10 protein-coding genes are annotated in these 12,799 nt (G+C 38.7%); 1 reads left to right on the top strand and 9 read right to left on the bottom strand.

The window, feature by feature from the left end; all coding sequences use genetic code 11:
- Nucleotides 1-48: 48 nt before the first annotated feature.
- Nucleotides 49-423 (top strand): peptide-methionine (R)-S-oxide reductase MsrB, encoded by a 375-nt coding sequence (gene msrB / locus W908_RS01565; RefSeq protein ID WP_020023900.1) that lies wholly within the window; start codon nt 49-51, stop codon nt 421-423.
- 24 nt (nt 424-447) lie between these two features.
- Here the strand turns inward: msrB and W908_RS01560 are convergent, their stop codons facing one another.
- From W908_RS01560 to W908_RS01520, 9 genes are all read right to left on the bottom strand, one after another.
- On the bottom strand, nt 448-1,233 hold the full coding sequence (locus tag W908_RS01560; RefSeq protein ID WP_020026308.1) for a sulfite exporter TauE/SafE family protein: 786 nt from the start codon (nt 1,231-1,233) through the stop codon (nt 448-450).
- 24 nt (nt 1,234-1,257) lie between these two features.
- Nucleotides 1,258-1,839 (bottom strand): thymidine kinase, encoded by a 582-nt coding sequence (locus tag W908_RS01555; RefSeq protein WP_053819662.1) that lies wholly within the window; start codon nt 1,837-1,839, stop codon nt 1,258-1,260.
- Nucleotides 1,840-1,938: 99 nt separating this feature from the next.
- Nucleotides 1,939-3,336, bottom strand: a complete 1,398-nt coding sequence (locus W908_RS01550) for an aspartate ammonia-lyase (RefSeq protein WP_053819661.1) — start codon at nt 3,334-3,336, stop codon at nt 1,939-1,941.
- Nucleotides 3,337-3,369: 33 nt separating this feature from the next.
- Nucleotides 3,370-5,016, bottom strand: coding sequence for a long-chain-fatty-acid--CoA ligase (locus tag W908_RS01545; protein WP_053819660.1), 1,647 nt, complete (start codon nt 5,014-5,016; stop codon nt 3,370-3,372).
- A 19-nt stretch (nt 5,017-5,035) separates the two neighbouring features.
- Nucleotides 5,036-5,605 (bottom strand): DUF2889 domain-containing protein, encoded by a 570-nt coding sequence (locus W908_RS01540; RefSeq protein WP_053819659.1) that lies wholly within the window; start codon nt 5,603-5,605, stop codon nt 5,036-5,038.
- A 10-nt stretch (nt 5,606-5,615) separates the two neighbouring features.
- On the bottom strand, nt 5,616-6,596 hold the full coding sequence (locus tag W908_RS01535; RefSeq protein ID WP_053819658.1) for an NAD(P)H-dependent flavin oxidoreductase: 981 nt from the start codon (nt 6,594-6,596) through the stop codon (nt 5,616-5,618).
- Between the two features lie 7 nt (nt 6,597-6,603).
- Entirely contained in the window at nt 6,604-7,791 is a 1,188-nt protein-coding gene (locus tag W908_RS01530) for an acetyl-CoA C-acyltransferase (RefSeq protein ID WP_053819657.1), read from the bottom strand.
- A 12-nt stretch (nt 7,792-7,803) separates the two neighbouring features.
- Complete coding sequence (locus W908_RS01525) at nt 7,804-10,242, bottom strand: 3-hydroxyacyl-CoA dehydrogenase/enoyl-CoA hydratase family protein (protein ID WP_053819656.1); 2,439 nt, start codon at nt 10,240-10,242, stop codon at nt 7,804-7,806.
- Nucleotides 10,243-10,257: 15 nt separating this feature from the next.
- The gene (locus W908_RS01520; protein ID WP_053819655.1) at nt 10,258-12,714 is read right to left on the bottom strand and encodes an acyl-CoA dehydrogenase; all 2,457 of its coding nucleotides are present in this window, start codon (nt 12,712-12,714) and stop codon (nt 10,258-10,260) included.
- Between the last annotated feature and the right edge of the window lie 85 nt (nt 12,715-12,799).

The raw sequence follows: 12,799 nt of genomic DNA, 5'->3' as shown, positions 1-12,799 counted from the left end.
TAACTTTAGATATTGATGTTGATCTTAAATTTCTCTTATAATACACGAATGGACAAAAAGAATAATTTATCACCCGAAGCCTATCATATCACTCAAGAATGTGGAACAGAGCCACCGTTCTCTGGTGAGTACTATAACCATAGTGAAACTGGTCACTATCACTGCATCTGTTGCGACGCACTTTTATTCGAATCTAGCACTAAATTTGACTCAGGAAGTGGCTGGCCAAGCTTTTATGAACTCGCCAACAGTGAATGTGTAAAGCAGCTAGAAGATGATTCACTAGGTCATATGAGAATTGAAGTAAGATGCTCCTCATGTGATGCTCATTTAGGCCATGTTTTTCCCGATGGACCTCAGCCCACTGGAAAGCGTTACTGTATAAACTCAGTTGCTTTAAATTTTGCTGGTGATGAGTCATAACTCATTTCAAAAGAAAATCTTTATTTAAAATAAAATAACCATTGCTGCAAGAAAGGCCAAGAAAATTGAGAACCCTTTTTTGAGTTTATTGCTATCTATGAGGTGCGTCACTTTTGCTCCTAATGGAGCAAAAAAAACACTTGAAGCAGCGATTGTAATTAACGCTTCAAAGTTTACAAAACCAATACCGCCAGTTTGAAGAACTTGAGATGAACCAGCTACCATAAAACCAATGCTTCCAGCAATAGCAATAGGCATTCCTACCGCTGCAGAAGTAGCAATTGCATTTTTTATTTGAATATTGTTATACACCAAGAATGGGGTAGTCATTGTTCCTCCACCAATCCCAACCATGGCTGAAATCAAACCTATAACGTACCCCGCGAATGACCAAACCCACCTTGACAACTTATCAGCATGGCCGGATGCGCTAATGCCGAACCACATAATTAAAGCAACACAAATTTCAAATAAGGCAAAGAACACCCTTAGAAAATCAAAGCTTAAATATTTAGCCAAAATAGCACCACTATAAGAGCCCACTAAAATTGTTGGAGTAAGCTTAACAAAGTTTCTCCAAAGAATAGCCCCATGACGATGGTGCGCATAAAGACTTGAGATAGATGTAAAGACAATGACCGCTAGTGCAGTACCAATTGAAGTATGCATTAAGATTGATTGATCAATTGATGGTGCTAATAAATACAGGAGTATTGGCACAATTATTAGGCCACCACCAATACCAAGCAGACCTGCTACAAAACCTGAAAAAGAGCCTAGCAATAAAAAGAGGATAGTTAGCTCACTCATAGCATATAGTCTGTTTACTAGCGATCAGCTTTTCCAAATATGTTCGGCAAAGTGCTTTCTGCACATCGACTGGTATCGATCATTACCACCAATAACCACCTGATCTCCATCCTCAATAACGTTTCCATTTTCATCAATACGAACCACCATCGTTGCCTTACTTCCACAGTGACAAATGGTCTTCAATTCAATGAGATTATCGGCCCATGCAAGGAGATGTTGACTGCCAGGAAAAAGCTCTCCACGAAAGTCTGTGCGAATTCCATAACACAAAACTGGAACATCAAAGCTATCAACAGCTTTTGCCAATTGCATGACTTGCTCTCTACTAAGGAATTGACTTTCATCAATCAAAACACAATCAATAGGCTCTTTAAGATTTTGTTCAGAAAGAATTTTGAATAAGTCATCATTTTTATGAAAGAGATGCGCCTCTGCTTCAAGACCAATTCTTGAAGTAACTTTTCCTACACTATAACGATTGTCAATTGCTGCAGAAAGAATAAGAGGAGTCATGCCCCTCTCTTTATAGTTGTATGCTGACTGAAGAAGGGAAGTTGATTTACCAGCATTCATTGCAGAATAATAAAAGTATAGCTTAGCCAAAATATTGCCTCTAATTATTGAAAATAACTCTTACTGTACTTATTCCAAACTAAGAATAAATACATTTGAAATTATAATACTCGTTATACGATAACGAAATTATTGAATATTGGGTTTTGTGAGGTTGTCAACATGCAAAACTTCATTCACCTGTTCTTCAGTCATCAAGCCTTCTTTAATGATGATTTCTCTCACAGTAACTCCATCTGCAAGTGATTTCTTAGCGATACGTGCTGACTCTTTGTAACCTAAATGCGGTGTAAAGAAAGTCGCTATACCTGGACTCTGTTCAACATATTTTGCGCAGACTTCAACATTCGCAGTAATTCCATTGACACATTTTGTTCTTAGCATGACCATTGCATTAGTCATGTAGCGCAATGAACGAAGAATATTAACAGCTAAGACAGGTTCAAATGCATTGAGCTGCATTTGGCCAGCTTCTGCTGCTAATGTAATGACCAAATCATTTCCAATAACCTGAAAAGCGGTTTGATTGACTGCCTCTGGAATTACCGGATTAACTTTTCCAGGCATAATTGAAGATCCTGCTTGAACTGCTGGAAGATTGATTTCATTAAAACCAGCAATTGGGCCGGAAGAGAGTAATCTTAAATCATTAGAGATTTTTGAAAGCTTTATGGCCACTCGCTTAAGAACAGAAGAGAATGACACAAAAGCACTGGTATCAGATGTTGCAGCAATTGGATTTGGAGCAAGAACCAAAGGGAGTCCAGATAAATCTGCCAAGGCTTCTACCGCTATTTTTGGATAATCTAGATGACTATTAATACCTGTTCCAATAGCTGTGGCACCTAAATTGACCTCCAAAAATAGTTGAGACATCTCATTAAGTCTTTTAATATCATCTAGCAATGTATTACCGAAAGCAGTAAATTCCTGTCCAAGACTCATTGGAACAGCATCTTGGAGTTGTGTTCGTCCCATTTTAATGACGTCGGCAAATTCGACGCCTTTTGCATGAAAAGACTCAGAGAGAGATTTGATTGCCTCCAATAGAGGGTCATACTCTTTCAAAAATCCAACCAATAAAGCTGTCGGATAGGTGTCATTCGTTGACTGTGACATATTGACATGATTAAGCGGTGATATTGTTTCATAGTCACCCTTTTCTTTCCCAATTAACTCGAGTGCAACATTAGCAATAACTTCATTAGCATTCATATTGGTTGAGGTTCCCGCACCACCCTGGATTATTTCAACAATAAACTGATCATGGAACTCGCCATTGATAATCCTCTCACAAGCAGCGACTATTGGATGGTAGATATCATTATCTAATAATCCTAGCTGGTTATTGGCACGAGCACAAGCCAGTTTAACCATGGCATAAGCTATTACAATATTTGGGTAAACTGAAATTGCAACGTCAGCTATTGGAAAATTATCTACTGCTCGCATGGTATGAATACCGTAATAAGCATTACTAGGTATTTTCATTTCACCCAAGAAATCTGATTCAATTCTGTATTTCATAGATTGAAATAACTATTAATTTAATTGGGCCTATTAATTTTCTTTCAGCTCTCTTCTTAGAACTTTACCAACATTTGTTTTTGGAATCTCTTTGATAAATTCTATATGCTTTGGAACTTTATAAGCAGTTAACTTTTCCCTACAAAAACTGATAATTTCATCCTCAGTTGCAGTTTGTCCATCATGAAGAACAATAAAAACTTTCACGAGTTCTTGAGAATTCTCACCTTCTACTCCAACACAGCCGCATTCAAGAACAGCAGGGTGTTCATTAACCACTGCCTCAACTTCATTTGGAAAGACGTTAAAGCCTGAGACAATAATCATGTCTTTCTTTCTATCGACAATAAAAATATTACCAGTTTCATCAATTCGAGCAATATCGCCGGTCATAAACCAGTTATTCTCGTCAAGACCTGAGACTTCGGACTTCCAATATCCGCTCATAACCTGTGGACCTCTGACGCATAGCTCTCCAACAGCATTCGTTTCTGAAAGAGCATTACCACTCTCGTCCCTAATCTCAATTTCAGTATAGGCAGCAGGCAAACCCACAGAGCCTGTAAATTCAGTCTGCTTGTAGTCATTAACACTTACTAAAGGAGATGTTTCAGTTAATCCATACGCCTGCCAGATTACAGATTTTGTGACCTCAGCCCATCTCTTTGCGGTTGTATCTAATGCAGCCATACCACCACTCAAAGACATGAGCAAATTACTAAAATCTAGCTCCTTAAAGGCATCATAATTTAATAGCGCCTCATAAAGCGTGTTCACACCTGAAATCATATGAAATTTATGTTTTTTCATTATTGAGACGAAAGTTTTTAGATCCCTAGGATTAGTAATCAGGACACTTCTTCCACCAATATGGAACAACATGAAGTTATGCACAGTTAATGCAAAAATATGATACAAAGGGAGTGGGCAAATAGCGATTCTTTGCTCATTTCTTGAATCATCATACATTTTGGGATCAATTGTAAAGAAGGCTTGAATGATATTTGCAAGAATATTTCTGTGCGTCAGAACAGCACCTTTCGAAACACCTGTTGTTCCTCCAGTATATTGAAGAAAAGCTGTACTTTCAATTGAAATATCTAATGATTCAGGACTAGAGCCTTCATTGCTATTCAAAACATCAAGAAACATTGTTGCACCATCAATGTGATATTTGGGGACTAACTTTTTTACTTTTCTAGTGACTAAATTAATAATTTTGCCCTTGAAACCAAGAAGATCTCCAACAGTTGTTACCAATACTTTTTCTACATTAGCGAGATCTGATTTTGCTGCTACGTTGGCAACGCCCTCCCATACCAACAGTAATTTTGCCTCACTATCTCTTAGTACGTGTTCAAGTTCCCTTTGGGTATAAAGAGGATTAATATTGACAACAACAATACCTGCCTTTAAGGCACCATAAACTATAAGAGGATAAACCAGCATATTAGGCATCATGACTGCAACTCTATCACCCACTTGAAAGTTAGCGCTGAGCCATGAGGCAAAAGCGTCAACTTTTTCTGACAGGTCTTCATAGGTCAATTCAACACCGAAACTCTCAAAAGCTGTTTTACCTTTGTGCTCTCTACAACAGTTATCAAAGAACTCTACTAAATTTCCATGCTCTTTAAAAAACTCTGTTTCTTCAAGTTTATTTGGTATCTTTGTTTCCATTTTTTCTCCTTAATCAGTATTAACTGTTTTCAAGTTTGCCTATTAATATTTCCTTGTATTGATTATAAACCTCTCCATCCTTTTTGAATGCAAAACATGAGTTTGCAAACTTCTTTTCAATTGATTTAGCTTCTTCTTCAGTAATAGTCTTAGCTTCACCGCCAGTTTTTTCTTTCCAAAGCGTTTGGTAAGCAATTGTTCCTGCATATGCTAAAAGATCGGTAATGTGTCTACAGCCCTTCTCTCCACCCATCGTTTTTATAACTTTTCGATTGAATCCAGCAATTAAGTGCTCCCCTTTCAATTTTTGACAGTTTTCAACCGCTTGTGGACAAATATTATAAGGAGAGGCATTAATTACTGCCTCAATATCAATAATTTTTCTTTCATCATTGAGAGTCAATCTAACCGCCATATCATGAAGAGGCTCTCCTGAACTGATATAGCCTCGATGCATATTTTCAAAAGAGTAGGTTTTACTGTCAATCAGAAAGACCTCTATATCCCACAACCCATCCTCTCTTTTATAGCCTTTGCCTTTGATTGTTCTATTATGTTTTAGATCTCTCTTGGCCGGCTTAGATAGCATCTATTTATCCCTATATGATTCGACTTTTTGATTTAGTATACTGCTGTTCTAATTCTATCACTAAATCCTCAACACTTGGTACATTGGAAATAGATCCAACGCCTTGGCCAGCAGAAAAAATGTCCTTCCATCTCTTGGCAGTGGCTTTGCTGACATCAAAGTCCACCTTTAGTTTCTGCTTTATAAGAGGCATAAGCATTTTCTTAAAATCGGCAATGGTTGATTTAATTCCACCAGCATTTGGAGAGATTCCAGCATTTTGAAGGGATTCCTCAAGCCAGTTTCCATTAACGCCTGTAATTTTATTAGACTTGATAATATCACTCGCTGAGGCATTTAAAATCATTTGCTTGTAGTCTTCTGTCGCATCACTCTCTTCGGTAGCAATAAAGCGCGTTCCCATGTAAGCTAAATCTGCACCTAACGCCTGAATCGCTAGAATTGATTCGCCAGAGCTTATACTTCCACCAACTATAATGGTTCCATCAAATATATTTCTTACCTCGGATACAAAAGCAAATGGAGACAAGTCTCCAGTATGACCGCCTGCACCGTTGCAAACCAGAATAAGGCCGTCTACTCCTGCGCTAATTGCCTTTTTTGAGTGGTACAAATTAATAACATCTGAATATACTAGGCCGCCATATTCATGAACTTTTTGGACAACATCTTTAGGGTTTCCAAGTGAGGTAATGACGATAGGCGGCTTATGCTTAAGAATTAAGTCAATGTCATCATTACTCCTGGCATACATTTTACTGACAATGATATTTACTGCCCATGGAAGTGCATCCTTGCCAGAGCCTAGAGCTTGATTTATATTAGTAAATTCTTGATCTAAAGCTTCTAAAGTTCGGCAATTTGCGGTCGGAAAAGAGCCAACAATGCCTGCCTTTGATGAGGCGATTACAAGCCTTGCGTTTGAGACAATAAACATGGGTGACTGAATAATTGGCAGTCTAAGTCGGTCAATGTAGTTTTGATTTGTCATAAACTATTTAGCATCTTTTAATAATCCCTGCTGCACCCATTCCGGTTCCAATACACATGGTCACCATACCATAATCAATCTTTTCTCTTTGCATAGCTGAGATCAGCGTCGCAACTCTAATTGCGCCCGTTGCTCCAAGAGGGTGCCCAAGTGCTATTGCTCCACCAAGCGGATTGACTTTTTCAGGGTCAAGGTTCAATTCCTTAATGACAGCCAAGGATTGGGCAGCAAAAGCCTCATTAAGCTCTATCCAACCAATGTCATCAAGACTAAGATTCAAAGAATTAAGAACCTTTGGAACTGCCTTGACTGGACCAATACCCATAATTTCTGCCGGAACACCTGCTACAGAAAAGCCCATAAATTCAGCCTTAGGGGTTAGATTATACTTTTCAACAGCTTCTTCACTGGCAACAAGAACAGCTGCGGCTGCATCTGACATTTGCGAACTGTTTCCTGCCGTAACTGAACCATCTTGTGCAAATACGGTTCTAAGTTTTGCTAGAATTTCTAGACTTGTATCTTTTCTGGGCCCTTCATCTTTAGAAACAAGATTGGTATTTTTTATATACTCATTAGATTTAACTGAATAGCTATCCTCGACAGTTGATATTGGAGCAATTTCATTCTCAAATAAGCCGTTATTATTTGCATGAATAGCTTTTTGGTGACTCTCATAAGCAAATTGGTCTTGGGCTTCTCTAGTGATACCATATTTCTGAACTACCTTCTCAGCTGTCAGCCCCATACCATAAGCAATAGAAATATTCTCATCAGACAAAATTTTAGGGTTCATTGAAGGCTTAAAGCCTGTCATCGGAACACTACTCATGCTTTCGACGCCAGCAGCAATGACCAGATCAGATGATCCAGATTTTACTAGGTCAGCAGCATTAGATACGGATTGAAGCCCGGACGAGCAAAATCTATTTAATGTATAAGCAGGAGTCGAATCTGGCAGACCAGCAAGTAGTGTAGCAATTCGAGCAATATTTAATCCTTGGGGGCCCTCTGGCATGGCACAGCCAACAATAATATCGTCAATACTTTTGTTGATTTCTTCACTTGAATCTGATGCTTTAAGCACACTTTGTATGGCATGAACCAATAAGTCATCTGCTCTAGTTTTGGATAGTAATCCTCTGGCTTTTCCTACTGGAGTTCTTTTTGCATCAATAATATAAGCTTTTCTCATCATATTCTCCAGTTAATTGCGTAGGGGTTTACTATTTCGAAGCATAAACTCAATTCTGTCTTGAGTTTTCTGCGTGCCCAAAAGCTCAACAAAGTATTTTCTTTCAAGATCTAATAGCATTTTTGAATTCACTACAGTGTTCTCCTCAACTAGCGAGCCTGTCATCACTTTGGCTAATGAAGAAATGCAATATTTATCATGTTTGGACATAAAGTTTCCCTCAAAGAGGTTGGCAACTTGAGCCATGATGTTTGCATAACCAGCCTTACCAACTACTTTGAATGTGTCATCCAATGGAGATCTGAAGCCTGACTCTAGCATTGCTAAAGCTTGATTTTTTGCAACGTAAAGTAATTCATTTGGATTAGCAATAATGACATCTTCAGTCTTCAGGTATCCCATTTCCTTTGCTTCCAGAGCACTAGCAGAGACTTTTGCCATTGCAATCTGCTCAAAATGTTTAGATAACAGAGGAAATATATCATCAGACTCTTTATTTAAATATGCCCTTAGCGCCATCTCCTTGCTACCACAACCAGCAGGAATTCCTCCAATACCAACTTCCACTAGACCGATATAAGAGTTCATTGAGGCAACTACTCTATTGCAGTGAAGTAAAAGCTCACAGCCCCCTCCGAGAGCCAACCCATCTACCGCAGCTATGGTTAATATTTTGCCATGTTTAAGACGCATCAACAAATCTTGCAACATGCGGACCGTTTTTTTAATTGAGTATAGTTTTCCAAGTTTTGGGAGCTCAGGATGCATGACCTCAAAAGCCTTCTTTTTTGCATTAGATGACAGTCCAGGGTCCTTTTCAAGCAGACCAAGCTTAATTGCCGAAATAACCTCATAGAGGTTAGCGCCAGCACAAAAATGTTCTTGTTCCTGTTTAAAAATAAGGGCGTGAAAGCCATTGTTTTCCAGATAATCAAGGCATTCAGGTAATTCAGTTAATACACTGGAACTTAAAACATTCATTTTTGTCTTAAAAGAAACGCTAGCAACACCGTCTCCTATGTCAATTAATTTAGTCGATTCACCATCTATCAAGATATCTAGATGGCCTTTCTTTTCTCCATTAAGGAGTGCCTTATTTAATTGCCTTTCATAGACCGGATGAGAAGACCTCGGAATAAACTGATTCTTGTTTGGATTAAATGCACCCTCGTCAGAATAGACAAAAGCTTGATCCATGACCCATACTGGCAAGGTTTGATTTGAAAGCGTTTTTCCATCCTGAATGTCTTGATTCAGTAACTCTCTTACCTCAGACCAACCAGTCACCTGAACTTGTTCAAAGATTCCTTTTTGCCAGGCAAATCCTGACTTCAATGCTAAATCAACACATCTTGCAGTTTCAGCAACATGCTCAAGATGATAGGCAGTGTAATGAAATACATCTCGATGAACTGACCACAAGAATTGAGCTTGTGGATCATCACATTTAGAGAGCTCCAGAAGAGCATTTTCTATGGTTCTACTATCTTTTATTATTTTCTTAACTTTGGGACTAATCGTTTTGTCAGAGAGCCTATATTCTCCGCCCTTAGGGTCAAAGACAAATATATCTTTACCAACTTTTTCATAGATTCCCTTTCGGGTTTTACTTCCTAACGAGCCTTTCTCAATTAAAGCCTCGATCCAATCTGGAAGTTGAAATAACTCAATCCAGGGATCATCTTTCGCATTTTCATATATATTTTTGACTACGTTAGCCATGACATCAAGGCCAACAACATCCAGGGTCCTAAAGGTAGCACTAGCAGGCCTTCCAATTCTCTTTCCAGTCAACGCATCTACTGTGTCAGCAGAAAGGTTAAAGTTTTCTGCGTGCCTCAGAACTGCCATAAATGAGAAAACACCAATCCTATTGGCAACAAACGCAGGACTATCTTTTGCATAAACAACCTCCTTACCAAGTGCTGAAGTAATAAAACCCTCAGCCTTTATTAAAAGACTCTCGTCGCTATATGAGGTTCTAATGAGTTCAACCAGCGGCAAATATCTAGGAGGATTAAAGAAATGCACGCCAAAAATTCGACTCCTTAAACTATCGGGTGCTGACTCAGCTATTTTTTGAATTGACAAACCAGATGTATTCGTTACTAGAATGGCATTCTCATTAACATGTGGTGAAATTTGTTTAAAAAGCTTTTTTTTGATATCTAGATTTTCTACAATAGACTCTATGATGAAGTCACAACTTGATAATGCATCTAAATTTTCATAGGTTGATGTCTTAAGTAAGCCTGGAACTGAGGGACTTGCAAATGGCGTAGGCTTTAATTTCTTCATCATTGCTATAGATTTTGATAGCGCTTCCTCACTGGTATCAAACATCAGAGTTTCAAAACCTAAATTGGCAAAGTGGGCAGCAATTTGTCCACCCATTGTTCCAGAGCCTAATACAGCAATCTTAGTAAAGGCTTTATCAAAAAATTCTTTCATAGTTACCCCAAATCTTTATTTATCCAAACTCTCATAGTCATCAACTTTTAATGCCTCGAGAACTAAATCATTTAACCTTAACCAATTCTCTCGATCTTCTATTGTTAGGGTTTTATTATCAACAAGTCCTTGAAGCCAAAACTCCAATGTAATGCTGGGCTGGTATTTGTACCCTGCTTTTTTTGCCTTATCTCTTAAAACTTTTAATTCTTTTCCAGCCTCAAAGCCCTTGAAAAGAATGTTAAAAGGGTGATCAGGCTTGTCTTTAAGGTTAGCGCAAATGCATGTTGATAGGTTTTTTTCTATCCACTCAGTATCAAGAACAGCTCTTGAAGTATTGATAATCAGCTTGTCGTCAATTTTAGAAGCGGTAACTGAAAATGGAAAAAACAAAAGCCTCAACAACCATTTAGCCACTCTGTTGATTGGCATGCTTTCAATATTTAGAAGCATTGAAGTGTCTGCCTCTTGAATGAGTCTAAGAATTGAAAGCTTAAGTATGGTCTTTGCGTGATCATCATTCAGAAACTTCTCTTCATAAAGTTTTAAGCAAGAACTAATTTCGTACATTGCTGAAATTGAATCTGCAAACCTTCCCGATATCATTTCTTTTCTTTTAAGTGAGCCACCTAAGAGCAGAGAGGCGATATCAGTTAAACAGGCAAACTTGGCTGACAATACAGAAAGATTACGATAATAGACCTTGGTAGTGTGGTCCCCATAAGGTTTAGCTAGTCGTCCACGAGACCATGAAAACAAAATTGCTCTGGCAATATTATTAACAAAACTGCCAACATGAATGACTAGTGCTTTGTCAAACCTTTTGATAGAGTCTTTGCTTTCATCATGAAGTGCTCTCAACTCATCAAGCATTGTTTTATGACATCTAATTAGGCCTTGGCCAAAAATCATCAAGCTTCTTGTTAGAATGTTGGCCCCCTCAACTGTAATGGCAACGGGTGCACCTGAATAAACATTCGATACATAATTTCTCTTGCCCTCCATGACCGCTCTTCCGCCATGGACATCCATTGCATCGATTGAAGAGCTTTGAAGTAGTTGTGTATTTCTATATTTTACAATCGCAGAAATAATGGAAGGTCTGTGGCCTGCATCAAGAGCCCAAGTAGAGAGGTTTATATTTGCGGTAGCCCTAAATGCATTTGTTGCAAGATTTGAAAGCTTCTCCTGGATTCCCTCCATTTTTGCAATCGGTATTCCAAATTGCTCGCGCGTTTGTGAATATGTGCTTGTTGTTAAAAGCATTGCTTGCGTAGCAGATGCACCTGTTACTGGAAGAGAAATTCCTCTGCCAACGCTGAGACACTCCATAAGCATTCTCCAACCATGGCCAATCATCTTGTCACCACCAATGACCCAGTCCATTGGAATAAAGACATCCTTACCGAAGATGGGGCCGTTTTGAAATGGCTCTCCTATTGGTTTATGTCGGGTTCCTATACTTAGACCGTCCGTATTTCGTGGAATCAATGCGCAAGTAATCCCTAAGTCATTTTTTTTGTAAAGAGGGTGGTCCTCTGCAAGCAAGTTATCAGGGTCATAGGCCTTAAAGGCCAAACCAATGACAGTAGCAATTGGGGCAAGAGTGATGTAGCGTTTTTCCCAATTCAGCCTTAATCCTAGTACTTTTTTTCCATCAAACTGGCCATAGCAAACGATTCCATTATCAACTAAAGATCCAGCATCAGAACCTGCCACTGTTGATGTTAATCCAAAGCATGGGATCTCTTTGCCTTTTGCAAGGCGGGGCAAGTAGTGTTGTTTTTGCTCTTCAGTACCATATTTTAAAAGCAGTTCACCCGGTCCAAGAGAATTTGGAACCATGGCTGCAATTCCTAAAAATTGTGAGGCCGAAGAGAGCTTACCAACAATAATAGCATGGGCAAAGTGAGAGAAGCCTTTTCCATTGAACTCTTGAGGAATAATTAAACCTAAAAATCCTTTGTCAAAAATGAACTTCCAGACTTCCTTAGGGAGATCGTGTGTTGATTGAATTTCATGAGAGTCGACCATCGCGCACAATGTCTCAACCTCATTATCAATAAAGCTTTGCTCCTCATCTGTCAACTGCGTAGCCTCTAGATCAGTTAATTCTTTCCAATTTGGATCACCTTGAAAGAGTTCTGCATCCCACCAAACGCTGCCAGCCTCGAGGGCAATACTTTCTGTGACACCGATTGGCGGTAAAGATTTACGCATTACTTTGAAGAGGGGCTTGGTAAATAATATCATCCTAATGTTTGGTACGATAAGTAGACCAATGACAAAAAGAATAAGGAGGATGAATTGTGCTCCAAAGTGATTTGCAATGACGGCGCCTGGGTAAGTCAATCCTAAGGCCAGAAGCCATAGCTGCCACATCTTTATATTTGTCTTAACAAGAACCAACAGCATTAAGACTATGGATAAAAGAAAAGAGAGTAGTGAGTATTCAAATATTGTTTCAAGCATAAAAATTCCTGGTCAGCATGGATTAACTAACAACGCTACTAAGCATTTAGTGAGTTTATTAGTATAGATATAAATATCAAATTAT

It is taken from the genome of Candidatus Pseudothioglobus singularis PS1 (assembly GCF_001281385.1).
GTDB classification, from domain to species: domain Bacteria; phylum Pseudomonadota; class Gammaproteobacteria; order PS1; family Pseudothioglobaceae; genus Pseudothioglobus; species Pseudothioglobus singularis.
The sequence above is the reverse complement of the archived record's forward strand: the minus strand, read 5'-3'. Positions and strand labels throughout refer to the sequence as shown.

Coding starts and splice junctions, on each gene's coding strand:
- W908_RS01525 (WP_053819656.1), bottom strand. CDS start 10,242: ATGAAAGAATTTTTTGATAAAGCCTTTACTAAGATTGCTGTATTAGGC.
- msrB (WP_020023900.1), top strand. CDS start 49: ATGGACAAAAAGAATAATTTATCACCCGAAGCCTATCATATCACTCAA.
- W908_RS01520 (WP_053819655.1), bottom strand. CDS start 12,714: ATGCTTGAAACAATATTTGAATACTCACTACTCTCTTTTCTTTTATCC.
- W908_RS01550 (WP_053819661.1), bottom strand. CDS start 3,336: ATGAAATACAGAATTGAATCAGATTTCTTGGGTGAAATGAAAATACCT.
- W908_RS01560 (WP_020026308.1), bottom strand. CDS start 1,233: ATGAGTGAGCTAACTATCCTCTTTTTATTGCTAGGCTCTTTTTCAGGT.
- W908_RS01540 (WP_053819659.1), bottom strand. CDS start 5,605: ATGCTATCTAAGCCGGCCAAGAGAGATCTAAAACATAATAGAACAATC.
- W908_RS01545 (WP_053819660.1), bottom strand. CDS start 5,016: ATGGAAACAAAGATACCAAATAAACTTGAAGAAACAGAGTTTTTTAAA.
- W908_RS01535 (WP_053819658.1), bottom strand. CDS start 6,596: ATGACAAATCAAAACTACATTGACCGACTTAGACTGCCAATTATTCAG.
- W908_RS01530 (WP_053819657.1), bottom strand. CDS start 7,791: ATGAGAAAAGCTTATATTATTGATGCAAAAAGAACTCCAGTAGGAAAA.